Source organism: Bizionia paragorgiae (assembly GCF_900107625.1).
GTDB classification, from domain to species: Bacteria; Bacteroidota; Bacteroidia; order Flavobacteriales; family Flavobacteriaceae; genus Bizionia; species Bizionia paragorgiae.
In genome coordinates, this window is record NZ_FNQK01000023.1 from 1 (window position 1) to 25,514 (window position 25,514).

Here is a 25,514-nt window from a genome sequence, read left to right on the forward strand (position 1 = left end):
CAGAAATATATTCAATAAGACAACTTCTATACAAATAGCATACACAAAAATGGCACATTGGTACAAAGACGTTGAAAACACCGGCTTCAGGTCATTCAATACAATTGCCAACACTATATCCCTCAATTATAAATCGATCCTAAACTATTTTATAAATAGAAGCACAAACGCATCCGCTGAATCATTTAATGCTAAAATAAAAGCTTTTAGAGCTCAGTTCAGAGGTGTGAAAAATGTAGAATTCTTCCTTTATAGACTGACCACAATTTTTGCATAAACACAACATTTAGGAATGATCCCAGAATTCTTCCCTCTCTTGCATAACGCAACTATAAGAGTAACTATTCAAAAGCTCAGGAAATGGCCTTGATCCTTCAAAAATATAGAATTCTTCCTTTATAGATTGACCACAATTTTTGCCTAAACACAACATTTAGGAATGATCCTTGATCCCCTTCATCCTACATTTTAAAACATTTAGGAATGATCCATAAAAAAAGCCTAAAATCAAATTAGATTTTAGGCTTAATTTCTGTCGGGGTGGCAGGATTCGAACCTGCGACCTCCGCGTCCCAAACGCGGCGCGATAACCGGGCTACGCTACACCCCGAAGTGGTTATCTACAATCTCAAAACGTATCGTTTTTTTTAATTGTGGTGCAAATATAACATAATTCTTAAATATGAACCTATAAATATCGTAAATTGTAAAAACTTTTTTTCAAGATGCTTTTTAATTTCAAAATCCCAGTTTTATATTTTGCTCTTTTTTGTATTGTAACCTCCTGTGCTCAAGACAAAAACCCTATAAACCCAAATACCGATTACGAAATAATCGTACCGGAATTAAATAACCCTTGGGGCTTTGTTTTTTTACCTGACGGCTCTATTTTGATAACTGAAAAGGAAGGAAAACTCATTCATTATAAAAATAAAGTCAAAACAGAAGTGACCGGACTGCCAGAAATAGACGTCCGCGGGCAAGGTGGTCTTTTAGATATCGTATTACATCCCGACTACCACAATACGGGATGGATTTATCTCTCTTACGCCTCACCAAAAGGTAGTGGAGACGGTAGTAATACCGCCATTATACGCGCTAAACTAATGAATAACACCTTAAAAGACGTACAATTACTATATAAAGCTGAACCCAATACAACAAAAGGTCAGCATTTTGGATCGCGGATTGTTTTCGACCAAAACAATTATCTCTACTTTTCTATTGGCGATCGTGGTGAAAGAGACAGCAACCCTCAAGACTTAACACGCGATGGTGGCAAGATTTACAGATTACACGACAACGGCAGCATCCCAAAAGACAACCCCTTTGTTTCTACACCCCATGCCATCACTGCTATTTACTCCTACGGACACCGAAATCCTCAAGGCATGGAACTGCATCCCGAAACAGGTGCACTCTGGTCTCATGAACACGGCCCGAAAGGCGGTGATGAACTAAATGAAATTCAGTCCGGTAAAAATTATGGGTGGCCAAAAGTTACCTTTGGTAAAAACTACTCCGGTACCAGTATTACTAAAAGTGCCACTAAAGAAGGCATGGAACCCCCACTCCACCATTGGACACCCTCCATAGCACCTAGTGGTATGGCCTTTATCACATCAAATGCCTATGGTGATTGGAAAGGCAGTTTATTAGTAGGGTCTCTAAAATTTCAATATTTAAATCGCTGTGTCCTCAAAAATAATAAAGTCATTAAAGAAGAGCGCTTGCTAAATGGAATTGGACGTGTACGCTCTATAAACCAGGGACCTGATGGTATGATCTATGTCGGTGTTGAGCAACTTGGAATAGTAAAATTGAAGCGGTTATAAGGAACATAATGAAACCTAGGAACTTTAATAATACAAGCTACTCGCCTACCATATACCTCAGCTTATTAAACCATTAGAAATGAATCAAAAATATATCCTATTTTAGATTGTTCCTAAGACTAATAAACCTGATAAAGCGGGTTTAGGAAACATAGGAAGTGTTTCCACTAGGTAATTGCTCTAAGGAACAGATGTAACTAAGAACATGCAGACTATGAAGTCACTATCTAAAGATTTATATTACAATCAATTGAAAAAATACAAGCACAAATAATAGTATAAGTCAAGAAGTTTCAATAATTCGGCAATAAAGATTTCTAAAAATACTTAAATTTGCACTCTAATAAACTAATACATTTATGTTAATAATAGGAATAGCAGGCGGAACAGGATGCGGTAAAACAACCGTTGTAAACCAAATACTTAATGAATTACCAGAAGGAGAGGTTGGTATAATTTCGCAAGACTCCTATTATATGGACACGACCCACTTGCCTTACGAAGAACGCGTAAAAATAAATTTTGACCACCCGCGCTCTATAGATTTCGATTTATTAGGCGAGCATTTAAAAGATTTAAAAAACGGTAAAGCAATAGACCAACCTGTATATTCGTTTGTAAAACACAACAGAACTGGCGATACGATAAAAACACTCCCTAGAGAAGTCATGATTGTAGAAGGGATTTTAATTTTAACACATCCGGAAATCCGTAAAATGTTCGATATTAAAATCTATGTACATGCCGATAGTGACGAACGTTTAATAAGACGTTTAAAAAGAGATATTGCCGACCGAGGCCGTGATTTAGACGAGGTGTTAACACGTTACCAAACCACATTAAAACCCATGCACCAACAGTTTATTGAACCTACAAAAGAATACGCAGATATTATTATACCAACAAACAAATACAACACCGTTGCTGTCAATATTGTAAGAACAATAATCAACGAGAAACTCGCAAATGCTTAAGTATTTTAAAAATATATTTGTATTAATTACATTAGGTTTTATTATTTGGATGTTGTTTCTAGATAGCAATTCGCTATTAATTCACAATGACTTAAACGAAGAAATTGAAGAACTAGAAAACGAAAAGGAATACTATCGCAAAGAAATTGTAAAAGACAACAAAGCAATCAAGGAGCTTAAAAAAGAAGATGGTTTAGAGAAGTTTGCTCGAGAAGCCTATTATATGAAGCGCGAAAATGAGGACATTTACATTATTGAATATGTAGATAGCTTAAAAAACAAAAACAATGACTAAAAAATTATTTGAAGACTTTGAAGCTGTAACTTCTAAAGCTTGGAAACAAAAAATACACGTCGATTTAAAGGGTGCTGACTATAATGACACGTTAATTTGGTCCACTAACGAAGATATTAACGTCAAGCCTTTTTATCATCAAGATGACTTGGAGGCCGAAAAACCACTACCTGTAACTTCAAATCCTTGGACGATTTGCCAAACTATATTTGTAGCAGATACTAAACTATCGAATAAAAAAGCCCTCGATGCCATAACCCGTGGAGCCGAAAGCATAACGTTTATTATTCCTAATAAAGATGTTTCGATTAGTAGTTTACTACAAAACATTACTGTTTCGGCTATCCCTCTACATTTTAAATTGCAGTTTTTAGATACCGATTATGTTTCTGAGCTCTATACTATTTCACCTAATCATATTACGGTACATACCGATATTATAGGTAATCTAGCTAAAACCGGAAACTGGTTCTCTAACCATGAGTCCGATGTTAAAGCTTTAGAAACCATTATAAACACCAACCCATCAGCGCTAAGTGTACATGCTGATTTATATCAAAATGCTGGCGCTAATAGTGTACAGCAGCTCGCCTATGCTATAGCTCATGCTAACGAATACCTTAATAGCTTTGGCCATAAACTTACGGCACCAATAACGTTTAATATAGCTGTTGGTACCAATTATTTTTTCGAAATAGCAAAACTCCGAGCGTTGCGAGTGCTTTGGAAAACACTAGCCAAAGAATATGGTGCTAACACCGACTGTCATATTTACGTAACGCCATCAAAACGCAATAAAACCATTTACGATTACAACACCAATATGTTGCGTACGACTACGGAGTGCATGAGTGCTATTTTGGGAGGAGCAAATACAATTTGTAATTTAGCCTACGATGCCATTTACCATAAAGACAACGAATTTGGTGAGCGTATAGCAAGAAATCAACTTCTTATTTTAAAACACGAAAGTTATTTTGACGCCGTAGAAAATGCATCCGATGGAAGTTACTATATAGAAAACCTAACTACGCAACTTGCAGAAAAAGCTCTAAACCTATTTAAAACCATAGAAGATAACGGCGGATTTTTAAGCGGATTGCATTCTGGATCTATTCAGAAAAAAATAAAAGAAAACGCACAAAAAGAATTGGAGCAATTCAATTCAAAAGCACTTATTTTATTAGGAACTAATAAACACCCAAATCCTAATGATAAAATGAAAAGTGAATTGGAGTTATACCCGTTCTTAAAAATGAATACTCGCAAAACACTTATCGAACCTATAATAGAAAAGCGTATTGCAGAAACTGCCGAACAAAATCGATTAAATCAAGAATAATGAAGACTCTCTTGTTTAAAAGTACATTAATACTATTAACGTTAAGCTTATTAGGTTGCCAAAACGAAAGTCGTATCACCTATAAATATACCGAGCAACCCGATTTTATATTATGTGAAATTGACAATAAAAACCTCTATAACGAAGCTATTCATTCATTTGAAGCGGACATCTTTAAATATTTCGACAAATCGAACCGTGCCCCTTTAAGAGCCTATAAGAAATTCACTTCTTTTGCTCTTAACGGAAAACTAAACATTGAAGACATTGCAAGTGAACATAGTTTGTACTTAGCAAAACAATTAAAAAAAGAGGCCCAATTATGGCATAAAACCAAGGCTTCACGAACTCTAAATTATTCAGGAATCTTAATGGAGTGTATTGTGAATAATATTATAGACAAGGATTTAAAAACTACATTTAATGCATTACTATCAACTAATAGCATTCAACGAAACACCATTTTAACTCCTATTAAAAACAATTCCTTTCAACTCCTTACAGATAGTAGTCTAAAGGCTTTTGTAGCTTTTGAATATTATTATTCTGCCTTAATGGATATAGAAGCCTCACAACTTACTGTCAAGGATAAGTCTAATACAGATAGCACTTCAGGTGATTTTAATCATAAGCCCACCCTGGAGTTAAAACAAGAGCCTCATTTAAAAGATATTCACGAAGGACATAATCACGACTAATGCAAAGAAAAAATCTTAAACATATAGAATTATACTCGGAAGAAAAACAGAGAGAAAAAGATGTCAAATCTACACTAACTGCCGAGGATATTACTGTAAAATCACATTACAGCAAAGCTGATTTAGAGCCTGTAGAACACCTTGATTTTGTAGCGGGAATTGCTCCAAATTTACGTGGTCCTTACAGTACGATGTACGTAAGACGACCGTGGACCATTCGCCAATATGCCGGATTTTCTACTGCGGAAGAAAGTAATGCTTTTTACAGGCGTAATTTAGAAGCAGGACAAAAAGGGCTATCGGTTGCATTTGATTTAGCAACACATCGGGGATACGACAGCGATCATGAGCGTGTTGTTGGTGATGTTGGTAAAGCCGGAGTGGCTATTGATAGTGTTGAGGATATGAAAATATTATTCGACCAAATTCCGCTAGATAAAATGTCGGTATCAATGACCATGAATGGCGCCGTATTACCAATTATGGCCTTTTATATTGTGGCTGCCGAAGAACAAGGCGTAAAACCCGAACACTTAGCAGGAACCATTCAAAATGATATTCTTAAGGAATTTATGGTGCGTAACACTTACATCTACCCACCAACGCCATCGATGAAAATTATTTCTGATATTTTTGAATATACGAGTAAAAACATGCCGAAATTCAACAGTATTAGTATTTCGGGATATCATATGCAAGAAGCTGGAGCCACCTGTGATATTGAATTGGCCTACACTTTAGCCGACGGTTTGGAATACATAAGAAAAGGATTAGATGCCGGTATGGATATTGACACCTTTGCGCCTCGCCTATCTTTCTTTTGGGCTATTGGAATGAACCATTTTATGGAAATTGCAAAAATGAGAGCGGCGAGAATGTTATGGGCGAAATTGGTTAAACAATTTAATCCTAAAAATGAAAAGTCATTGTCATTGCGAACACACTGCCAAACATCAGGTTGGAGTTTAACAGAGCAAGACCCGTTTAACAATGTGGCAAGAACTACTATTGAAGCGGCAGCAGCAGCTTTTGGTGGTACGCAAAGTTTACATACCAACGCCCTTGATGAAGCGATTGCTCTCCCAACCGATTTTTCGGCAAGAATAGCACGTAATACACAACTTTTTTTACAAGACGAAACCCAAATCACAAAAACAGTAGATCCTTGGGCAGGAAGTTATTATGTAGAAAAACTAACTCATGATATTGCTCAAAAAGCATGGGCACTTATTGAAGAAGTAGAAGAACTTGGCGGTATGACCAAAGCCATAGAATCTGGAGTGCCTAAGCTAAGAATTGAAGAAGCTGCTGCGAGAAAACAAGCGCGAATAGATTCTAATCAAGATATTATTGTAGGAATTAATAAATATAAGTTAGAAGCCGAGGCTCCTTTACATATTTTAGAAGTTGATAACCAAACGGTACGCAAACAACAACTAGAACAGTTAGCGAAACTTAAAGCGGAAAGAGACACAGATAAAGTTCAACAAACTCTAGCTAATTTAACAGAAGCCGCTAAAACAGGAAAAGAAAATTTATTAGCTTTAGCTGTTGAAGCCGCTCGTGAAAGAGCTACTTTAGGCGAAATAAGTGATGCCCTTGAAGCTGTTTACGGCCGCTATAAGGCACAAATTAAATCTTTTTCAGGCGTGTATAGTAAAGAAATTAAAAATGATGAAAGCTTTAAAAAAGCAAGAGCATTAGCCGATACCTTTGCCGAGCAAGATGGTAGACGACCGCGTATTATGATTGCTAAAATGGGGCAAGACGGTCACGATCGTGGTGCCAAGGTAGTCGCTACAGGTTATGCCGATGTAGGTTTTGATGTCGATATTGGTCCGCTATTTCAAACTCCAGAAGAAGCAGCAAAACAAGCGGTTGAAAATGATGTTCATATTTTAGGTGTATCGTCATTAGCTGCAGGACATAAAACATTAGTCCCACAGGTTATTGAAGCATTAAAGAAATATGGTCGTGAAGATATTATGGTAATTGTTGGAGGGGTGATCCCAAAGCAAGATTACCAATATTTATTCGACGCCGGTGCCGTTGCTGTTTTTGGTCCCGGAACAAAAATTAGTGATGCTGCTATTACAATATTAGATATTTTAATAGACTAATTCATATCTAGTTACCCCGCTAATTTATTTTACAAATTCCATAACGGACAATAGTGTCTTTTATGGAATTTTTGTTTATATTTGTTACAGTCAATACAACACTACTAATATCAATATAAACCGGTTAAAACCTCTGTCAAATTAAAGGACAATTTTATCCGATACTAAATCACTTACTATGGAAACACAAACTAGAAAATCACAACAACCAATTGGCCAATTTGTGGCAGACGATTTTAGAACGGCAGCCGTATTTTACTCTTATGGTATAGACTTTTGCTGCAAGGGAGACCGGACATTAGACGAGGAATGTACTAAAAACAATTTAGATACGGACGAATTATTGTATAAACTAGAAGAGATACACAACCTAAATAATACAAATACGGTAGATTATAAAACGTGGTCCTTAGACGTTTTAGCGCATCATATAGAAAAAACTCATCACCGTTATGTTGAAGAAAAAACGGCTATACTCCTACCGTTTTTAAACAAACTCTGTAAGGTACATGGAGCAAGTCACCCCGAACTATTTACGATAACCGAATTGTTTACAGCTTCAAGCAAGGAGTTAGCATCACACATGAAAAAAGAAGAACTCATTTTATTTCCATTCATAAAAAAAATGGTAACGGCACAAAACACACAAGAAAAAATTGATGCCGCTCATTTTGGAACGGTTAAAAACCCCATCGCTACAATGATGGCTGAGCACGATAATGAAGGTGAACGTTTTAGAGAAATTGAAAAACTAACCAATAATTACACACCGCCTTCTGATGCTTGTAATACGTATAAAGTCACATTTTCTATGCTCGATGCATTTGAGAAAGAGTTACATTTACATATTCATTTAGAAAATAATATATTATTTCCTAAAGCCGCTGAATTAGAAAAAGAACTATTTGACCTTTAATATCTATGTTAAAACACCGTGTTACAACGTGTTTAATTAATTTTTTTATTGCCGCTTTAATGGGATTACTTTTACGGTACACCTTTATAGGCGGCAGTATATTTAATTATCGTTTTTTAACCCATGCGCATTCTCATGTTGCCATGTTGGGCTGGGTTTATTTAATGCTTTTCACATTCTATGTTCATTATTTTGTTCCCGAAAAATCAAAATATTACTCAAGGTTATTCTGGATCACTCAACTAGCGGTTGTAGGTATGATGCTTAGTTTTCCGCTTCAAGGTTATGCTGCCGTTTCCATAAGCTTTTCTACACTGCATATTTTTTGCAGCTACGCCTTTGTATACAGCATTTGGCGAGATATGTCTATTAAAAATCCCACTACAAAAATACTAGTTAAGACCTCTTTAGTATTTATGGTAATTTCCACTCTAGGCGTTTGGTGTTTAGGGCCTGCTGTTGGACTTTTGGGGCAAGCCTCGGCTTTTTACCAAATCGCCATTCAGTTTTTCTTACATTTTCAATTTAACGGTTGGTTCTTAATAGCCGCCATCGCCATATTATTTCATAAACTAAGTATAACGCCTTCTAAACAAACAAAGCTATTTATACGTTTACTTATAAGCTCTACTGTTATAACAATGGCTCTACCCATACACTGGTTTGCCAATCATCCCCTGCTATATTGGTTTAATTTAATCGGAGTCGTTCTTCAGTTAATGGCACTATACTATTTTATTATACTCATTAAATCCCCATTAAAAACTCGGGTAACTCAACACAAATTAAGTTTGAAAATAATCTTTGCTTTCGCCTTGTGTTGTTTCGTATTAAAAATAATACTACAATCCATTTCGCTAATACCTGAATTTGCGGCAACCTTGCATAACCACCACAACTTTGTAATAGGTTTTATTCACCTCACCATGTTGGGTGTTATTAGCGGCTTTCTATTTGCTTTTTTATTTCAATCGAAACTTATCAGAGACAGCAATCTATCAAAAACTGGTGTTTATATTTTCCTATTTGGAATTGTGAGTACCGAAATTATTTTATTTGCTCAAGGGGCTTCCTTATATTTACAACAGGGTTCGCTCCCTCACTATTACATCATTTTATTTATAGCAAGTATTTTATTGCCTTTAGGTATTTTACTTCTTCTAATAAGTTTTAAAACACAACAACATGACCTTAAAACCTTTAAAACGCCATGAGGCTCTAAAACCCCTAAGTCGCGAACACCATCACGGCTTATTATTAGCATGGAAAATAAGATCTGGATTAAGTAAAAACATCCCTTTAGAACGTATAAAAACCTATGCCGATTGGTTTTATAAAAACCATTTAATTCCGCATTTTGAGTTAGAAGAAACTGAGATTTTCACGATTTTAGCCCCTAATCACGACCTTGTTCAAAAGGCATTAGAAGACCATAAAAGAATCCATCACCTATTTTCAAAGGCAGCTGATTTAGATAGCGCTTTACCGGCTATAGAAAAAGCGGTGAATGATCATATTCGATTTGAAGAACGCATTCTGTTTCCAGAAATACAAAACCATGCTACTGAAGCTCAAATGGCTCATATAGAAAAAATTCATCAACCAGAAGATTTTAAAGACAATCTGGATGATGAATTTTGGAAATAAAATAGCACGCTCTGTGTTACTTATTACTGTTTTAATGACGACTTAAACAAACTAGGTTTTACTGTTACCATAGCCCAAGCCCAATTGGTCGTTGCCTTGTGATTACCTCCTTTTAAAACCTGTAATGATTCGGTGCCAAATAACTGAGAGTATCCCACTTGAAAACTAACGTCTTTTTGCCAATTATAAGTCAGCTGTAAATCTATTTCGGTCCCTAAGTAATCGTCCATAACTTGATTACTAGAATTTACAACCTGTGCTGCCGACCAAAACATATGAGGTATAAGGTTGACTTTTAGTTTATTTTTCTGATACTTTAAATTAACATAAGCATCAAGCAATCCTACAGAATTAGAATGGTTACCCACATAAAAATAATCCATAGCGCCATTAAATTTATGATTGGTTCCAAACCACGGTGTAAAAGACACCATATCAGAAGATGTGGTATTCATATCGGTACCCGATAAATACTCTGCCCCAAGACCAGTAGTAAAATGAGCATTTAGTTTATAGTTAAATTGTGCAGCTATATTAACAGCATGTACATCTCTATTTGCAATTTTACCCGTTTGATAATACAACCACCCTTCAGCTTCTAAATTGTTTTCAGAAAATGACAGTTGTGTACCTAGTGTTTGATTATAAGCAACCTCTTCCTTTTGAGGTTCGGCATAGTAAGTTAATCCGTTGTTTAAAACTAAGAAACTAAGTCCTAAATTATTAACTGCCGTATGGTACCACAGGTATTGAAAAGTTTTATAATTATTTAGTGTATAATCCAGCCGTGATAAAGATTCGGAAGATGCATTTAGCGCTAACCCCAATTCAAAATGGTGGTTAGTATTGGGTTTATAAATAGCTAAAACAGCATCATGACTTCTCGCTTGTTGTGCCCATCCCACGCTTCCAAATAGCCGCTGATTGTCGTAAACTATTTCTTGACGTCCCAATTTAAGATCGAATTGCGGTGTTAACCTTAATTTCGCCCAAGCTTCATGAATACTTAGCCCGTTTTTATCGGCGCTGTTTAAAGTAGGTACATCTCCCCAAACACGCACGTCTTGAACACTCAAATACCCCTCGAAATAGGTGTTTTTATAATCAAAATTTAATCGCGTACGCTGTGAAATAAAGGCTGCAGCATCTAAAGAATCTACAGGCAAGGTTTTATATCCATTTCTATATTCAAACCGTGGTCTTAATTCGGCCGACACCCCAAAATCTTGAGCAGACATCCATTGGCTGATAGCTAAGAATAAAAATACTACAACATAATTTTTCATACTATGGTATTTAATAAATATTACTGATGTTTGCTTACGGAGTTACTTCCAAAATAGAAGCAATAGTCTCTTTGTTATTTACTCCTAATCCTTCTTGTTGATGCATTAACTCCCCCTCGGCATTAAAAACCGATATAATGTTAGAGTGTGAAAAATCTATAGGTGATATCTCTTTGTATTTTACCGATAATACGTTGGCAAACTCTCGTACACCCCCTACTGTACCTTGTAAAAATGTCCAATGAGAATCGTCCATTTGATTTTCGATAGCAAAGTCCTTTAAACGCTCAGGTGTATCTACTTCGGGATCGATACTCACCAAAACGAAATCAATGTTTTTTAATTTATCTTTAGGAATTTGAGCTTCAATATTACGCATATCGGCAACTAATCTAGGGCAAGCTGCTTTACACGAGGTGTAAATCATGACCATCACTAAGGTTTTTCCTTTTAATGCTTTCAGCTGAAACTCTTCACCTTCTTCATTACGCCAGGTGGAGGTTAAGTTAAAAATAGACTCCTCAGAAATCTCATCATTATCAGCTTTCACTTTTGCTTCCGTCGATTCTACCTGTTTTAAATCCATTTTACACACAGGGCAAGTCCCTTCTGAATTATAGACTTTATCACCTTCACAAAGCATAGGGCATTGGTACTCAACGGCCATGGCCTGATCTTTTGAATCTGACTTACAACTCTGAAAAGCGACCATAGTGAAGATTAATACTATAGTATATTGTAATATTTTCATTGGATTTTTATTTAGTTACGGGTTTTACACATCTAAACCCTAAGTTTTTCATTGAATACTTTGCTTTTAAGCTACCACGAGTGGCGTAACGCATAAAAGCAGCGTAATTCATTAAATCGGTGGCATTTACCGCCGCACTACCACAAAACAAATCAGTGTCTTTATCCACATCTTTTCTAGATTCTCCAGTAATTAAAACCGAATTAAAATCTAAAGTCCATTCCCAAACTAATCCGTGTAAATCATGTACACCCCAGGCATTTTTAGCATTCATACCAATAGTATTTTCATTAGATCGTGGCGATTCATACCAAGCTAAAATTTGCTTATTATATTCTGGTTTTACACGGGCATCCTTGGTTGTTTCGTCTGCCATAGCCGCGTATTCCCATTCATCTACTGTAGGTAATCGTTTACCTTGATCTTCACAATACGCTTTAGCTGCAAACCAAGACACGTAAGTTACAGGGCTATTGGGCTTGGCTGAAGGCTTAATAGTCTGGTCACTTTCCCAATTGGACAAATACATTTTATCGGTAAACAATTTTAAAGCTTTCGATTTTTGCCAATTCGGGTTCTCTTTAAGAAAATCGCTATATTCTGCATTCGAAACCGGATAAATATCCATTTCAAAATCTTTGATTTCTACGACTGTAGAATCGCGACCATACAACGGAATATAGCGACTACCAGTTATGTAAACCATACCTTCAGACTGTGCAAATAAATTGCTATGCAGCACTAAAGCCATACTAAAAATGAACAGTTTAAAGGTGAGGTCTTTCATTATTATAACTCTTATTTTTGATTTTTAACTTTTTGCACCATCTCTCTTGTAATGACTTTACCAGAGTTCCCCCAACTATTATAAACGTAGGTTAACACATTAGCAACTTCATCAGGAGATAACATTTGACGCGTCATAACACTATTATATTTAACGCCATTTACTGTGATTTCTCCCGTTAAACCATTCACCACAGCACTAATTGCACGATCAACATCTGCGTTTAAGTAATCTGATTTTGCCAATGGAGGGAATGCATTTGGCACACCTTGTCCTTCAGATTGGTGACAAGCGAAACAGTTTTGCATGTAAACTTGTTTTCCAAATTCCATTTGCTCATCAAATGATTTTGCTGGAATATCTGCTTCAACAATCTCATCGGTTGTCGGCATATTTTGTATCCCTGGACCTTCTGGTAAATAGATACCTTCACGGATTTCACCTGAATAGATTTTCTTATTTTCTTCTCCTTCAACTTTTAGCATTCCTAGCGCACCTTTATTAAACGCTCTAAAAATAGAGTGATCTACTAAAACTAAGGTACCGGGAACATCTACTCTAAATTCTACGATTGCAGCACCACCGGCAGGAATTAAAGTCGTTTGAATGTTTTCATTAATTAAATCACCACCTTCAACATAAACTTTGTCAAAGATTTCACCAATGACGTGAAAAGAAGATACTAAGTTTGGACCTCCATTTCCAACAAACAGTCTTACCGTTTCTCCCACTTTAGCAGTAATAGCATTATCTCCTGTTAACGCACCTACACTACCATTAAAAACAACGTAATCTGCATTTTCATCAACAGCTTTCTGCATATCGAAAGGCTGTAAACCACGCTCTCCATTTTTACCTTTAGTATAAAAATCCCCTTGCATGATATAGTATTCTTTATCTACTTCTGGTAAACCACCTTCTGGTTCTACAAGAATAAGTCCGTACATTCCATTAGCGATATGCATTCCTACTGGAGCGGTAGCACAATGGTACACGTAAAGTCCTGGATTTAGTGTTTTAAATGAGAATGTTTTCTCATGTCCCGGTGCTACAAAAGAAGACTCTGCTCCTCCCCCAGGTCCCGTAACGGCATGTAAATCGATATTGTGAGGTAGCTTGTTATCGGGGTGGTTAGACAGTGTGAATTCCACCTCGTCACCAACACGAGTTCTAATAAAACTTCCTGGAACAGAACCACCAAAGGTCCAGTAATTATAAGTTGTTCCATCGGTCATTGTTCCTACTTGCTCTAAGATTTCCATATTAACAACAAGTTTCTTTGCCTTACGACGACCTATAGGAGTTGGAACGTGTGGCGGCGCTGTAAGTTCTGCAAGCATTTCTTGATTTACTGCAATCTCAGCAGGCGCTTTTTCGCTTGTTTCTTTTTCGTTAAAACAAGACACCATTAGTAATGTCGACATAAAAAAGACGGTGCTTTTTATGGCCATTTTCGGGTTTAAATTTAATTTTACTGATTTCATATTGTATTCGAGTTAGTTTAAAGTTATAACTTTTTGATAGTGTAAAATTAAAGGATATCGAGCTCCTTTAATATGACAATTATCATCTTTCTTAAAATTATCTTAAATAATTTTTTAATACTGATGAAACCACGAGGAATTTGGATTAAAACAGATAATTTCAGGATTGTATAGTGCGCTAAATTGCTTGGTGGTGATAAAAAAACATGCTATAAAAAAACTAATATACCCGTTAACCATCAGTGAGTAGGAACTTTAACACGATATCTTCATCGTCTATTTCCCTATTTAAGCACTTGTTAACAAGTTCAATTTTTATTAGTCGTAAATAATTGTATTTTTACGCGTACTAAAATCTAAATAATTTAATGGGTAAAATCATTGCAATTGCCAATCAAAAAGGGGGAGTCGGTAAAACGACAACGTCTGTAAACTTAGCAGCCTCGTTAGGTGTGCTAGAGAAAAAAGTCCTTTTAATAGATGCCGACCCTCAGGCTAACTCGACTTCTGGTTTAGGAATTGATGTTGAAACTGTCGAGATCGGAACCTATCAACTATTAGAACATACCAACAGTGCCCGCGACGCAATAATAAATACCAGCACGCCCAATTTAGATATTATTCCTGCACATATTGACTTAGTGGCTATAGAAATAGAACTTGTTGATAAGGAAAACCGCGAGTATATGTTAAAGAAAGCGCTTGAAGAAATAGTAGACGATTACGATTACATTTTAATTGACTGTGCCCCTTCTTTAGGCTTATTAACTTTAAATGCATTAACGGCTGCTCACTCGGTAATTATTCCAATTCAGTGTGAATATTTTGCATTGGAAGGTTTAGGGAAATTATTAAACACGATAAAAAGTGTTCAAAAAATACACAATACAAATTTAGATATTGAAGGCTTACTACTTACCATGTACGATTCGCGTTTGCGTTTATCTAACCAAGTGGTAGAAGAAGTACAAAAGCATTTTAACGATATGGTATTTCAAACCATCATACAGCGAAATGTGCGTTTAAGCGAAGCCCCTAGTTACGGTGAAAGTATTATTAATTATGATGCTAGTAGTAAAGGAGCGGTAAATTATTTAAGTTTAGCTAAGGAAATCATTAACAAAAACTCCTAAACAATGGCGAAGGCAACGAAGAAACAGGCATTAGGAAGAGGACTTTCGGCCCTATTAAAAGATCCGAGTAATGACATACAATCTGTACAAGATAAAAATGCAGATAAAGTAATTGGTAATATTGTTGATTTAGAATTAGCTTCTATTGAAGTCAATCCCTTTCAACCACGTACAAATTTTAACGAAGAGTCTTTACGTGAATTGGCATCTTCAATAAAAGAGTTGGGTGTTATACAACCTATTACAGTACGTAAATTAGGATTTGAAAAATACCAATTAGTTTCTGGAGAGCGTCGTTTTAGAGCTTCAAAATTAATTGGATTAGAAACTATTCCTGCCTACATCCGTATTGCAAACGACCAAGAGAGTCTAGAAATGGCCTTGGTAGAAAACATACAGCGACAGGATTTAGACCCTATAGAAATTGCTTTATCTTACCAACGCTTAATTGATGAGATTCAATTAACCCAAGAGCAAATGAGTGATCGTGTAGGTAAAAAACGCTCTACGATTGCCAATTATTTGCGTTTGTTAAAACTAGACCCGATTATTCAAACAGGTATGCGCGATGGCTTTTTATCTATGGGTCATGGTCGTGCTATTATTAATATAGAAGACCAAAGCATACAATTAGATATTTACGAAAAAATTATAGCCAATAAATTATCGGTTAGAGAGACTGAGGCTTTAGTTAAAAACTATAATGAAACGAGCCAAGTCGTTGTTCCTAAAAAGAAACCGACTCAAGAGCTCCCTGTATATATTAAAAAGGGAATTAAAGATTTCTCTGAATACTTTGGCAATAAAATTGACGTTAAAGTTTCTAGTAATGGAAAGGGTAAAATCTCTATCCCCTTTCATTCTGAAGAGGATTTTAATCGCATAAAAAAGTTAGTTGAGAGTGCTAAATAAAACCATAATAGCTTGTGTACTTTGTATTGCTTGTACTTTTTCCGCTTTAGCGCAAACAAAAAAAGGCAGTGACAGTACAGCTACAAAAAGTATGGCCGAGCCACTAACGGTAGCTTTAGATTCGACTCAAGTGCGTCATAAAATTAATCCGTTAGCCCCCTCTCGCGCCGCTTTTTACTCCGCTATTTTACCTGGCTTAGGACAGGCTTACAATAAGAAATATTGGAAAATCCCTATTGTTTACGCTGCCATTGGTACTGGAATCTATTTTTATATTGATAATAATAATGAATATAAAAAAGTGCGAAATGCTTACAAGCGCAGATTAGCTGGTTTTAATGACGACCAATTTCAGGGCCGGTTAACCGATGATGGTCTTAGAGAAGCACAAAAAACATTACGCCGAAACAAAGAACTTTCTCTATTGGTTACCGTTGGCTTATACGCCTTAAATATTATTGATGCCAACGTAGATGCGCATTTACTACAATATAATATTGACGATAATTTATCTTTCAAACCGCATTATAAAATTGATGCGTTTGATAACAGTGGGAGTTTAGGTCTTACTTTTAATCTAAAATTAGATTAACATCTTAAAATGTTATAAATCCTTTTATTATAATGAAAATAGCCTTACTAGGATACGGAAAAATGGGTAAAACAATTGAAGCTTTAGCCATTAAACGCGGGCATACCATTGTTTTAAAATGCGATAACGCTAGCGACATTGATTTTAAAGATGCCGATATCGCTATAGACTTTAGTGTTCCTGGAGCTGCTTTTAATAATATAACCACCTGTTTTAAAAATAACATCCCTGTTGTTTCCGGTACAACAGGTTGGTTAGAGCGCTACAATGACGCCGTTACATTATGCCAAGCTAACCATGGTGCTTTTATTTACGCTTCGAATTTTAGCCTTGGGGTTAATGTGTTTTTCGAACTGAATAAAACCTTAGCCAAAATGATGTCGAATTTAAAGGCTTATAATGTAGAGTTAGAAGAAATACATCACACTCAAAAACTAGACGCCCCTAGCGGAACGGCTATTACACTCGCTGAAGGTATTATTGCAAATCACCAAAATTATACACAATGGGAATTAGATACGGCTGGTGCAAACACCCTTCCTATTCGTGCAAAACGAATTGATGCTGTCCCTGGCACGCATAGCATTGCCTATATGAGCGATGTAGATCGTATCGAAATTAAGCACACAGCCCATAGTCGTGAAGGCTTTGCCTTGGGAGCCTTGGTTGCTGCAGAGTGGCTTTTAGATAAAAAAGGTGTATTTACCATGAAAGATGTATTAAATATTGGTTAACAGCCAATAAAAATGTAACATTATAGCATTCATTATTACAAATAGAATTAGTTAAACGTCTAACAGACAATTGTCTTTAAAAATATATTATGAGTTTTACACAATTATTAATTTTCTTCCTAATCATTCAAGTCATACACGGGTTAGCGACTTGGAAATTATATATAAAAGCTGGAAAACAAGCTTGGCAGGCCTTTATTCCTGTATACAACGCTGTTGTATTAATGAAAATTATTAACAGGCCTTGGTGGTGGACTATCCTATTATTTCTACCTATAGTAAATCTAATTATGTTTCCTGTTATTTGGGTAGAGACGGCAAGAAGTTTTGGTAAAAACTCAAATTTAGATACCCTTTTGGCTATTGTATCGTTAGGCTTTTACAACTTTTACTTAAATTATGTAGCCGACGTTACTTATATTAAAGAACGTTCGCTACAACCTCGCTCGGAAGTTGGAGACTGGGTAAGTTCTATACTTTTTGCTATCGTTGCCGCAACCATAGTACATACGTATTTTATTCAGCCATTTGTAATACCTACATCTTCATTAGAAAAAACCTTACTTATTGGCGACTTCCTTTTTGTAAGTAAATTTCACTATGGAGCGCGTACACCACAAACCGCGTTAGCCTTACCAATGGTTCACGATTCTATTCCTATAGTGAATACCAAATCTTATATTTCTGATGACGACAGAACAACACGCGACGCGTCTTGGGCTAACAAAACCTTCCTACCTTACTTTAGGTTACCAGGATTTCAAAACATAAAACGCAATGATATTGTCGTATTTAACTGGCCAGTAGACACCGTTCAAGATTTCTTTAAAGTCCCTAAACGCGGTTTTATAAAGCCTGTAGATAAAAAATCCAATTATGTAAAACGTGCCGTTGGTATTCCTGGTGATTCGATGGCTATCAAAAACGGATACATTTACACCAATGGAAAGAAAAATGAACTTCCCGATCGTGCACGAATTCAATTTTACTATACCGTAACGACCAAAGAGGATTTAGACCAGCAATTTGTAGATAATAACATTCATACACAATTTTGGAGATTTTATAATATCAATCCAAAATACTGGGACGACCCACGCTTACAAGAGTATTTTAATAAAGACAATCGCGCCTATTTAAACGAAGGACAACGAGATTCTCTAAACGTAGAAGTCGTTGGTTTTGTAAGAAACGACGATATGTTGAAATTTAAAATGGAACCGCTTTTAAACAAAATCAATGTCAATTTAACAGAGGAAGAAGCTCAAGCGCTACGCAGTAACCCTAAAGTAGCTTCTGTTGAAAAGTTCGATTACGAGCCACAAAAAGATGTGTTCCCTCATGCCCCTGGTTATAATTGGAGCATTGATAATTTTGGACCAATATACATTCCTGAAGCAGGAAAGACGATAGCACTAAATTTAGATGTTCTACCACTTTACGAACGCATTATTTCGGAGTATGAAAACAATACGCTTTGCGTTAAAGGTAATCAGATACTAATTAATGGCGAAGTTGCTACCTCGTACACTTTTAAGCAAGATTATTATTGGATGATGGGTGACAACCGCCATAACTCACAAGATGCGAGAGCTTGGGGCTATGTGCCTTTCGACCACGTCGTTGGTAAACCTGTTTTAATATGGATGAGTTGGGATACGAATGCCAGTGGGATTAATAAAGTGCGTTGGAACAGATTATTCACCACCGTTCACGGTAGTGGAAAACCCGTGTCTTACTTAATTCCTGTTTTGGTATTAATCGCCTTAGGTTATGGCTTTTCAAAATATAGAAATCGTAAGAAAAACAAATAATAAAATAGATATATAGATCATAAACTCTTTATTCATAAACCCATTTTGAATAAAGAGTTTATGGTTTTATTACGTCCCATTATACGTCGTGATTTTAATAAACAGTTTTAAATGAAACCTATAATTCTCCACCCTACCTATTTCCCTTCTATAGAAACGTTTGTGGCTATTGTTTCCGCCTCTAGCGTGGTATTTGAAATCTGTGATAACTATCAGAAACAAACCTACAGAAATCGCTGTTATATATACGCAGCAAATGGAAAATTACAATTAAGTGTTCCTGTTATTTACACACAAAAAAACCGTCAATTATACCAAGACGTTCAAATAGCAAACACCTATAATTGGCAAGATATTCATTTTAAATCCTTAGAATCGGCTTACAGAACATCACCATTTTACGAATATTACATTGATGACCTTAAACCTTTATTTACAAAACAGTATGACTCTATATTAGAATTTAATTTGGCCTGTTTTGAGGTGATTTGTGACGCTTTACAATTGGACATTACTATTAATAAAACGACCGAATTTAAAAAGAACTATACAGATAATTTAGATCTTAGAGGTTTGGTAAATGCTAAAAAAGACACTGCACCACAATTTGATAATTACACCCAAGTATTTAGTCCCAAACACGGGTATATTAATAATCTAAGTATCTTAGACTTATTGTTTAATGAAGGGCCGAGTGCTCTATCCTATTTAGAAGCTCAACACGCAAACTAATGCTTACAGACCTTATACATTACGGTATTCACATTGGAGGCCCTCTATTGGTGGCTGTGCTATTTTACAGAACCATCTGGATGAAAGCATTTGGTATAATGCTACTAGGCATGCTTATCGATTTAGATCATTTTTTAGCGACTCCACTATTCGATCCCACACGTTGTAGTATCAACTTCCATCCGCTACACTCCTATTACGCTATTGCTATTTACGTTCTATTATTATTTCCAAAAAAAACGAGACTTATAGCTTTGGGATTAGTCATTCATATTATTGCAGATAGTGTGAATTGTCTTATGATGTAATTAGGGCTTGTTAGTCTTCCTTATTAGACAAACTAATTTTAGACATAATTGGGTAATGGTCCGAATAAAGTACATCGTAGGTTTTAAAGCTATTCACAGTAAATTCAGGATCGGTTAAGATAAAGTCTATCCTAATAGGGAAAAACTTAAAATGATAGGTCCTTCCAAAACCATTACCTGCCGCTTTAAAGTTGTCCACCAAATTGTCTTTAATTTCCTTATAAGCATAAGAAAAGGCCGTATTATTTAAATCGGAACCTACTACGGTTTTATAGGGTGATTTATTTTTATGAAGTCGGAAAAGTTCTGCCTGAAACTGTTGTCTTTTAAAGGTATTACCTACGCCCTTAAATAGGCGCTGTGCATCATCTTCGGTTAATTTTTCTAAGTTAGGATCGATTCTAAGGGATTGCAAATGAATATTGTAAAAGCGCAAAGTATCTTTACCTTTAACAACATCGGCGTAAATGGCATTGTTTGATGTATTAGGAAACTCTACAGACCCCGAATTTATAATAGGATACTGTGAAAAAATCGCTTGTCCGTATTTTGTTTTATTTCCAGATAATTTTTCGAACTTGTATTTAAAGAATGACAAATCTACATTTTTATGCGGGTGGTATTCCTGCATTAACAAAACGTCTGGAGCCTCCTTTTTTATAAACTCTTCGATTTTACTTTCTATGCCTTTTTCGGGAATCCACTGGTATAAATTAAACAGTCGCACATTATAGTTCATAACGCTAATCGCTTCTTCGGGTATGTTTGAATTGGATTCTGAAAACTTATAAAGGGATCCAAAAGATAGATAACCTACAACCAAAACGACTAGAGAAAGCAGAAGTTGCTTTTTAATTTTTACCAACCAATACAATAGGAATAAAGCATTAATTACGATTAAAATAGGAACTCCCAAACTCAATACCGAAAATGAAGCGAAGGTTTTAGGTGGTAATAAAGGTAATATATAGGATAGCAATAACAGAAAAGCTGCAATAGAATTGAAGAAGAATACAATTTTCTCGAAAAAGCGAAGGTTTTTCATAATCTATTTTCCAGCTCTAAATAAGAATTCTTTTTCGGCTGCTGTTAAACTCTCATAGCCACTTTTACTAATTTTATCGAGGATAACATCTATTTTCTTTTGGTTATTAAAGAGATTGAATTCGCCTTTGGTAAACCCTCCAACTTTTGATTTATCTTTATGAACCGTTTTTAAATTGGTTTTACTACCTGCTTTAAACCAACTTGCCACTGTATCCATTATGCTTTCAAAACCCCGACCAATATCATTTCCTTTTAGCAATTGTTTAGCATACAGGTAGCCTAAAAAAGCCCCTCCAAGATGTGCTAAATTCCCTCCAGAATTCGTGCCGAAAAGACCTAGTACATCAAAAACAACAAAAGCTGCACCTAAGTACCATAGTTTCACATTGAAAGTAAAAAACTGCACCTCCTTATTGGGCATATACGCGCAAATAAATATAAACAACGCTCTCACTGCCGCCGATGCGCCTACCAAATACGTTGCACCTTTAAAAAAACCAGGTAAAATGGTGTAACCTAAAATAAAAAATACCCCACCAAAAATAGCCCCCAAGAAATAGATGTTCAGAGCCATTTTTGAACTAAACAAGTTTAAAAAAATACGGCCGATAAAATACAACCATAACATATTAAATAAAATATGAAAGAAGTCGAAGTGTAAAAAAGCGTAGGTGAAAATCGTCCACGGTTTAACTAAAAAGCTATTTAATTCACTCGGTAGTTGAAACCAATAGATGACACCACCTAAAACAGATCTTAACACCATCGCTATTAAAAATACAACCACATTAATAGCTATAATTTTTTCCAACACGTTGAGACGTGCCAGCTTGTATTTTATATCTTCAGTTAAACTCATAAAAAGCCTGTTTTTGAATAGTTAATTATTTAATCTATTCTATATTTATTAAACATGTCGTTATCTTTTCTCCAAAAAAGCATAATAATAAAACCAATAAAAGCACCACCAACGTGGGCCATAAATGCTGTGTTACTCGGACTAAAAAAGGATTGTCCGGTTAACGCAGATATAATATCTAAAGCAATAATACCAGGTATAAAGTATTTTGCTTTTATAGGAATTGGTAAAAAAAGAAGCATTAATTCTGCATTTGGATTTAACATTCCAAAAGCGACCAATATTCCCATAATACACCCTGAAGCACCAACCATAGTCGCATTAAACACTGGGAAAATAGCCTTTAAATTTTCAAATTGTTCGGCGGTAATATTACCTGTCACTTGGTTACTTGCCAACATTTCGTATATCTGACTACTCGACAATCCGGAGTTTATTAAACTGTCAAAAACAGGTATGTAGTTAAAATAATAAAAACCGACTTGAAATAAAGCGGCTCCCAAGCCCGCTGAAAAATAAAGAAACAAAAACTTTTTAACGCCAAGACGCTGTTCTACTGCCGAACCAAACATCCATAGCGCAAACATGTTGAATAGAATATGCATAAAACCCCCATGCATAAACATATGAGTAATAATCTGCCATGGTTTAAATGCGTCGCTTTCCGGAAAATATAAGGCAAATAATTCATAGAACAATTTACCTTCTCCCAGGGTTAATGTACCCACAAAAAAGATAGCATTTATAATTATTAAGTGCTTTACTGTTTCTGTTATTCCCCTCATTATTTTCTTTTCTTTAATATAAGTTTAAACGAATTTTTTATCCAATTCGTCTACTGTTGTTGTAATAAAAGTCACCCTATTTGCCGGAGACACGTTAGGCTCTTTACAAGCAAAAAGAGAATTCACTAAATGCTCTTGTTCCATACGTGTTAAACTTTGCCCTGTTTTAATCGCTAAACTTTTTGCCATGGATTTAGCTAGTAAATCGGTAGCACTAAAATGGCTGTCTGGCACTTCATTTTCTACATCGCTGATAAGCTGTTCGAGTATAATAGACACTTCACTTTCGGGAACGCTTACTGGAACTCCTGTGATTTCGACTAATTCTTCACTTAGCGTTTGAAAAATAAATCCAGTATGCTCTAAATCATGCTTTAATTGCTGAATGATTTCTATTTCCTGTGGTGAAAAATGAAGCTGTAAAGGAAAGAGCAACTGCTGACTCATAGCTTCCTTAATCGTCATATTTTTCAAGAAATCTTCATATAACACACGTTGATGCGCACGATGCTGGTCTATAATAAGCATTCCGGACTTAATAGTACTGATAATATACTTATTATGAACCTGATAGGTTGTATGTTTGTGTTCTACTTTATTTGTTTCATCAAAAATTGACGAATTTTTCTCCTCCGTTTCAAAATCAACACCACTAAAATTATCCTGTGATTGTATCTCTTTAGACTCTAAACCTACATACAAACTTTCCCAGTGACTGGCAGTCCCTCCAGACGGTTTATGATAGTTTCGCTGTGGCTGAGAAGACGACATTTTCTCTTCCTGAAACGGATTAAAACTTCTATCGACCTCTACTGTTGGTGTGCCTTTTTGTTTGTAGCTATACGGTGTGTCTAAATTAGCATCACGATCAAAATCTAAAACCGGAGCAATATTAAACTGACCTAAACTGTGCTTTACCGCCGATCTTAAAATAGCATAAAGCGTATGCTCATCGTCAAATTTAATTTCGGTTTTTGTAGGGTGAATATTTATATCTATGGTTTGTGGGTTCACTTTAAGGTTTAAAAAGTAACTCGCATGCGCACCATCTTTTAACAAGCCTTCAAAAGCCGATGAGATGGCATGATTTAAATAGGCACTTTTAATAAAGCGATCGTTAACAAAAAAGAATTGTTCTCCCCTAGATTTCTTTGCGAATTCTGGCTTACCAACAAACCCAGAAATAGTTAATACTTCTGTTTCTTCGTTTACAGGCACCAACTTCTCATTGGTTTTAGTCCCAAAAATATTAACAATACGCTGGCGGTAGTTACTTTCTGGTAGATTAAACGACTCGCTACCGTTGTGATACATCACAAATTCTATATTGGGATGCGCCAACGCGACACGATGGAATTCGTCGATAATATGACGGGTTTCTACAGCGTTAGATTTTAAGAAATTACGGCGTGCAGGAATATTAAAAAACAAATTTTTAACCGCTATCGATGTCCCTTTAGGCGTAACGACCACCTCTTGAGATTGCACCTCACTACCTTCTATCACCAAGCACGTCCCGACTTCATCGTCTTCCTGCTTGCTTTTTAATTCTACATGTGCAATAGCGGCAATACTTGCGAGTGCTTCACCACGAAATCCTTTTGTACTTAACAGAAAAAGGTCGTCGGCAGTTTTTATTTTAGAAGTAGCATGGCGCTCAAAACTTAAACGCGCATCGGTAACGCTCATTCCTTTACCGTTATCGATAACCTGAACAAGTGTTTTCCCTGCCTCTTTTATAATTAGTTTTATAGAGTTAGCTCCAGCATCAATAGCGTTCTCTAACAGCTCCTTAACGACAGAAGCAGGTCGCTGAACGACTTCTCCCGCAGCAATTTGATTAGCTACGTGATCTGGTAATAGTTGAATAATATCTGCCATGTCTTATGAAAAAAAGATAGTCAAATCAAAATCGATTATTAGTAAAAACAAAAAAATAAGCACGATCACAATAATCGATACCCGGCGGTTTACCGCTTTATCCGGTGAGTTTTTAAATTCATCCCAAGCCGAAGTAAATTTTTGTTTCATATTTTTATTGCCGCCAATAGTAGATCTATAGTCGTCAAAACGTTGTTTTATTTCAAATGGACTACCCTCACCCTCATGCTTATAATAGCGTGGTGTATAATTATAGCGTTTATTCTTTTTCTGTTTTAAATACCCCATAGTCTGTAAAAAGATTAACGTAATTTAATATCCAAGTAGTACATGATACCAATAATTAGAGCTAAAAGCAGCAACAGTATTGGTAAGGAAGACTTTTTATTTTTCCTTACGGTACGTCTTGTTTGTTCCCATTCGGATGAAATCTCCTTCTGTTTAGTTGCTTTTAACACCTGCTCTTCACCGTTTTCGTTATCCGAAAATCGAGATTTATAATTAAATTTCTTATTCTTTTTTTGTGAAAACACGATACTTTAGCTACTTAATATTGTCCTTCAAAAGTACAGAAAATACAAT

General features: G+C 35.8%; 27 protein-coding genes and 1 tRNA gene. 17 read left to right on the plus strand and 11 right to left on the minus strand.

What is annotated here, in order from left to right:
- On the plus strand, window positions 1–277 hold a 277-nt coding region (locus tag BLV64_RS13355; protein WP_245705918.1), incomplete at its 5' end, for a transposase.
- Window positions 278–535: 258 nt separating this feature from the next.
- Here BLV64_RS13355 and BLV64_RS13360 read toward each other — a convergent pair.
- Window positions 536–610 (minus strand) — tRNA-Pro (locus tag BLV64_RS13360).
- Window positions 611–725: 115 nt separating this feature from the next.
- Here BLV64_RS13360 and BLV64_RS13365 point away from each other — a divergent pair.
- From BLV64_RS13365 to BLV64_RS13405, 9 genes are all read left to right on the plus strand, one after another.
- Window positions 726–1,835 (plus strand): PQQ-dependent sugar dehydrogenase, encoded by a 1,110-nt coding sequence (locus tag BLV64_RS13365; RefSeq protein WP_092136404.1) that lies wholly within the window; start codon window positions 726–728, stop codon window positions 1,833–1,835.
- A 359-nt stretch (window positions 1,836–2,194) separates the two neighbouring features.
- Window positions 2,195–2,809: a uridine kinase gene (gene udk / locus BLV64_RS13370; RefSeq protein ID WP_092136406.1), complete on the plus strand. Its 615-nt coding sequence runs from the start codon at window positions 2,195–2,197 to the stop codon at window positions 2,807–2,809.
- Entirely contained in the window at window positions 2,802–3,104 is a 303-nt protein-coding gene (locus tag BLV64_RS13375) for an FtsB family cell division protein (RefSeq protein ID WP_092136408.1), read from the plus strand. Before udk ends, BLV64_RS13375 begins: the two co-directional genes overlap by 8 nt.
- Window positions 3,097–4,446, plus strand: a complete 1,350-nt coding sequence (locus tag BLV64_RS13380) for a methylmalonyl-CoA mutase subunit beta (protein ID WP_092136410.1) — start codon at window positions 3,097–3,099, stop codon at window positions 4,444–4,446. The genes BLV64_RS13375 and BLV64_RS13380 overlap by 8 nt, the downstream gene beginning before the upstream one ends.
- Window positions 4,446–5,144, plus strand: coding sequence for a hypothetical protein (locus BLV64_RS13385; protein ID WP_092136412.1), 699 nt, complete (start codon window positions 4,446–4,448; stop codon window positions 5,142–5,144). Before BLV64_RS13380 ends, BLV64_RS13385 begins: the two co-directional genes overlap by 1 nt.
- Entirely contained in the window at window positions 5,144–7,264 is a 2,121-nt protein-coding gene (scpA, locus tag BLV64_RS13390) for a methylmalonyl-CoA mutase (protein ID WP_092136414.1), read from the plus strand. The genes BLV64_RS13385 and scpA overlap by 1 nt, the downstream gene beginning before the upstream one ends.
- Window positions 7,265–7,442: 178 nt before the next feature.
- Entirely contained in the window at window positions 7,443–8,180 is a 738-nt protein-coding gene (ric, locus tag BLV64_RS13395) for an iron-sulfur cluster repair di-iron protein (RefSeq protein WP_092136416.1), read from the plus strand.
- Window positions 8,181–8,239: 59 nt separating this feature from the next.
- Complete coding sequence (locus BLV64_RS13400) at window positions 8,240–9,394, plus strand: hypothetical protein (protein WP_245705919.1); 1,155 nt, start codon at window positions 8,240–8,242, stop codon at window positions 9,392–9,394.
- Window positions 9,366–9,827: a hemerythrin domain-containing protein gene (locus tag BLV64_RS13405; protein WP_092136420.1), complete on the plus strand. Its 462-nt coding sequence runs from the start codon at window positions 9,366–9,368 to the stop codon at window positions 9,825–9,827. Before BLV64_RS13400 ends, BLV64_RS13405 begins: the two co-directional genes overlap by 29 nt.
- A 23-nt stretch (window positions 9,828–9,850) precedes the next feature.
- Here BLV64_RS13405 and BLV64_RS13410 read toward each other — a convergent pair whose 3' ends face one another.
- From BLV64_RS13410 to nirK, 4 genes are read right to left on the minus strand one after another with little or no spacing between them, the layout of a single operon-like run.
- Complete coding sequence (locus tag BLV64_RS13410) at window positions 9,851–11,113, minus strand: alginate export family protein (RefSeq protein WP_092136422.1); 1,263 nt, start codon at window positions 11,111–11,113, stop codon at window positions 9,851–9,853.
- A 34-nt stretch (window positions 11,114–11,147) separates the two neighbouring features.
- Complete coding sequence (locus tag BLV64_RS13415) at window positions 11,148–11,864, minus strand: SCO family protein (protein WP_092136424.1); 717 nt, start codon at window positions 11,862–11,864, stop codon at window positions 11,148–11,150.
- Window positions 11,865–11,871: 7 nt separating this feature from the next.
- Window positions 11,872–12,651 (minus strand): formylglycine-generating enzyme family protein, encoded by a 780-nt coding sequence (locus BLV64_RS13420; protein WP_092136426.1) that lies wholly within the window; start codon window positions 12,649–12,651, stop codon window positions 11,872–11,874.
- A gap of 11 nt (window positions 12,652–12,662) precedes the next feature.
- Window positions 12,663–14,060, minus strand: coding sequence for a copper-containing nitrite reductase (nirK, locus tag BLV64_RS13425; RefSeq protein WP_394332352.1), 1,398 nt, complete (start codon window positions 14,058–14,060; stop codon window positions 12,663–12,665).
- 443 nt (window positions 14,061–14,503) lie between these two features.
- Between nirK and BLV64_RS13430 the strand changes: the two genes are divergently transcribed.
- From BLV64_RS13430 to BLV64_RS13460, 7 genes are all read left to right on the plus strand, one after another.
- The gene (locus tag BLV64_RS13430; protein WP_092136429.1) at window positions 14,504–15,268 is read left to right on the plus strand and encodes a ParA family protein; all 765 of its coding nucleotides are present in this window, start codon (window positions 14,504–14,506) and stop codon (window positions 15,266–15,268) included.
- A gap of 3 nt (window positions 15,269–15,271) precedes the next feature.
- Complete coding sequence (locus tag BLV64_RS13435) at window positions 15,272–16,180, plus strand: ParB/RepB/Spo0J family partition protein (RefSeq protein WP_092136431.1); 909 nt, start codon at window positions 15,272–15,274, stop codon at window positions 16,178–16,180.
- A complete protein-coding gene (locus tag BLV64_RS13440) occupies window positions 16,170–16,772 on the plus strand; it encodes a DUF5683 domain-containing protein (protein WP_092136433.1) in 603 nt (200 codons plus the stop codon). The genes BLV64_RS13435 and BLV64_RS13440 overlap by 11 nt, the downstream gene beginning before the upstream one ends.
- Before the next feature lie 32 nt (window positions 16,773–16,804).
- The gene (gene dapB / locus BLV64_RS13445; RefSeq protein WP_092136435.1) at window positions 16,805–17,506 is read left to right on the plus strand and encodes a 4-hydroxy-tetrahydrodipicolinate reductase; all 702 of its coding nucleotides are present in this window, start codon (window positions 16,805–16,807) and stop codon (window positions 17,504–17,506) included.
- Between the two features lie 89 nt (window positions 17,507–17,595).
- Window positions 17,596–19,320, plus strand: a complete 1,725-nt coding sequence (gene lepB, locus BLV64_RS13450; protein ID WP_092136437.1) for a signal peptidase I — start codon at window positions 17,596–17,598, stop codon at window positions 19,318–19,320.
- A 111-nt stretch (window positions 19,321–19,431) separates the two neighbouring features.
- Entirely contained in the window at window positions 19,432–20,052 is a 621-nt protein-coding gene (locus tag BLV64_RS13455) for a WbqC family protein (RefSeq protein ID WP_092136439.1), read from the plus strand.
- The gene (locus tag BLV64_RS13460) at window positions 20,052–20,360 is read left to right on the plus strand and encodes a DUF6122 family protein (RefSeq protein WP_092136441.1); all 309 of its coding nucleotides are present in this window, start codon (window positions 20,052–20,054) and stop codon (window positions 20,358–20,360) included. The genes BLV64_RS13455 and BLV64_RS13460 overlap by 1 nt, the downstream gene beginning before the upstream one ends.
- A gap of 10 nt (window positions 20,361–20,370) precedes the next feature.
- On the opposite strand, the gene BLV64_RS13465 is transcribed toward BLV64_RS13460, so the two are convergent.
- From BLV64_RS13465 to BLV64_RS14480, 6 genes are read right to left on the minus strand one after another with little or no spacing between them, the layout of a single operon-like run.
- Complete coding sequence (locus BLV64_RS13465; RefSeq protein ID WP_092136443.1) at window positions 20,371–21,405, minus strand: endonuclease/exonuclease/phosphatase family protein; 1,035 nt, start codon at window positions 21,403–21,405, stop codon at window positions 20,371–20,373.
- 3 nt (window positions 21,406–21,408) lie between these two features.
- Complete coding sequence (locus tag BLV64_RS13470; RefSeq protein WP_092136445.1) at window positions 21,409–22,266, minus strand: rhomboid family protein; 858 nt, start codon at window positions 22,264–22,266, stop codon at window positions 21,409–21,411.
- 29 nt (window positions 22,267–22,295) lie between these two features.
- The gene (locus BLV64_RS13475; RefSeq protein ID WP_092136448.1) at window positions 22,296–23,051 is read right to left on the minus strand and encodes a rhomboid family intramembrane serine protease; all 756 of its coding nucleotides are present in this window, start codon (window positions 23,049–23,051) and stop codon (window positions 22,296–22,298) included.
- A 24-nt stretch (window positions 23,052–23,075) separates the two neighbouring features.
- Window positions 23,076–24,932, minus strand: a complete 1,857-nt coding sequence (gene mutL / locus BLV64_RS13480; protein WP_092136451.1) for a DNA mismatch repair endonuclease MutL — start codon at window positions 24,930–24,932, stop codon at window positions 23,076–23,078.
- A gap of 3 nt (window positions 24,933–24,935) precedes the next feature.
- Window positions 24,936–25,220 (minus strand): riboflavin synthase subunit beta, encoded by a 285-nt coding sequence (locus BLV64_RS13485; RefSeq protein ID WP_092136453.1) that lies wholly within the window; start codon window positions 25,218–25,220, stop codon window positions 24,936–24,938.
- A gap of 14 nt (window positions 25,221–25,234) precedes the next feature.
- The gene (locus BLV64_RS14480) at window positions 25,235–25,465 is read right to left on the minus strand and encodes a hypothetical protein (RefSeq protein ID WP_143034175.1); all 231 of its coding nucleotides are present in this window, start codon (window positions 25,463–25,465) and stop codon (window positions 25,235–25,237) included.
- Between the last annotated feature and the right edge of the window lie 49 nt (window positions 25,466–25,514).

Bases quoted from the DNA above. Each gene is read 5' to 3' on its own strand.
- mutL (WP_092136451.1), bottom strand. From the start codon at position 24,932: ATGGCAGATATTATTCAACTATTACCAGATCACGTAGCTAATCAAATT.
- BLV64_RS13435 (WP_092136431.1), top strand. From the start codon at position 15,272: ATGGCGAAGGCAACGAAGAAACAGGCATTAGGAAGAGGACTTTCGGCC.
- nirK (WP_394332352.1), bottom strand. From the start codon at position 14,060: ATGGTGTCTTGTTTTAACGAAAAAGAAACAAGCGAAAAAGCGCCTGCT.
- BLV64_RS13465 (WP_092136443.1), bottom strand. From the start codon at position 21,405: ATGAAAAACCTTCGCTTTTTCGAGAAAATTGTATTCTTCTTCAATTCT.
- BLV64_RS13375 (WP_092136408.1), top strand. From the start codon at position 2,802: ATGCTTAAGTATTTTAAAAATATATTTGTATTAATTACATTAGGTTTT.
- BLV64_RS13420 (WP_092136426.1), bottom strand. From the start codon at position 12,651: ATGAAAGACCTCACCTTTAAACTGTTCATTTTTAGTATGGCTTTAGTG.
- dapB (WP_092136435.1), top strand. From the start codon at position 16,805: ATGAAAATAGCCTTACTAGGATACGGAAAAATGGGTAAAACAATTGAA.
- BLV64_RS13415 (WP_092136424.1), bottom strand. From the start codon at position 11,864: ATGAAAATATTACAATATACTATAGTATTAATCTTCACTATGGTCGCT.
- BLV64_RS13475 (WP_092136448.1), bottom strand. From the start codon at position 23,051: ATGAGGGGAATAACAGAAACAGTAAAGCACTTAATAATTATAAATGCT.
- BLV64_RS13455 (WP_092136439.1), top strand. From the start codon at position 19,432: ATGAAACCTATAATTCTCCACCCTACCTATTTCCCTTCTATAGAAACG.
- BLV64_RS13405 (WP_092136420.1), top strand. From the start codon at position 9,366: ATGACCTTAAAACCTTTAAAACGCCATGAGGCTCTAAAACCCCTAAGT.
- BLV64_RS13470 (WP_092136445.1), bottom strand. From the start codon at position 22,266: ATGAGTTTAACTGAAGATATAAAATACAAGCTGGCACGTCTCAACGTG.
- scpA (WP_092136414.1), top strand. From the start codon at position 5,144: ATGCAAAGAAAAAATCTTAAACATATAGAATTATACTCGGAAGAAAAA.
- BLV64_RS13385 (WP_092136412.1), top strand. From the start codon at position 4,446: ATGAAGACTCTCTTGTTTAAAAGTACATTAATACTATTAACGTTAAGC.
- ric (WP_092136416.1), top strand. From the start codon at position 7,443: ATGGAAACACAAACTAGAAAATCACAACAACCAATTGGCCAATTTGTG.
- BLV64_RS13485 (WP_092136453.1), bottom strand. From the start codon at position 25,220: ATGGGGTATTTAAAACAGAAAAAGAATAAACGCTATAATTATACACCA.
- BLV64_RS13460 (WP_092136441.1), top strand. From the start codon at position 20,052: ATGCTTACAGACCTTATACATTACGGTATTCACATTGGAGGCCCTCTA.
- lepB (WP_092136437.1), top strand. From the start codon at position 17,596: ATGAGTTTTACACAATTATTAATTTTCTTCCTAATCATTCAAGTCATA.
- BLV64_RS13410 (WP_092136422.1), bottom strand. From the start codon at position 11,113: ATGAAAAATTATGTTGTAGTATTTTTATTCTTAGCTATCAGCCAATGG.
- BLV64_RS13365 (WP_092136404.1), top strand. From the start codon at position 726: ATGCTTTTTAATTTCAAAATCCCAGTTTTATATTTTGCTCTTTTTTGT.
- BLV64_RS13380 (WP_092136410.1), top strand. From the start codon at position 3,097: ATGACTAAAAAATTATTTGAAGACTTTGAAGCTGTAACTTCTAAAGCT.
- BLV64_RS13400 (WP_245705919.1), top strand. From the start codon at position 8,240: ATGGGATTACTTTTACGGTACACCTTTATAGGCGGCAGTATATTTAAT.
- BLV64_RS13430 (WP_092136429.1), top strand. From the start codon at position 14,504: ATGGGTAAAATCATTGCAATTGCCAATCAAAAAGGGGGAGTCGGTAAA.
- udk (WP_092136406.1), top strand. From the start codon at position 2,195: ATGTTAATAATAGGAATAGCAGGCGGAACAGGATGCGGTAAAACAACC.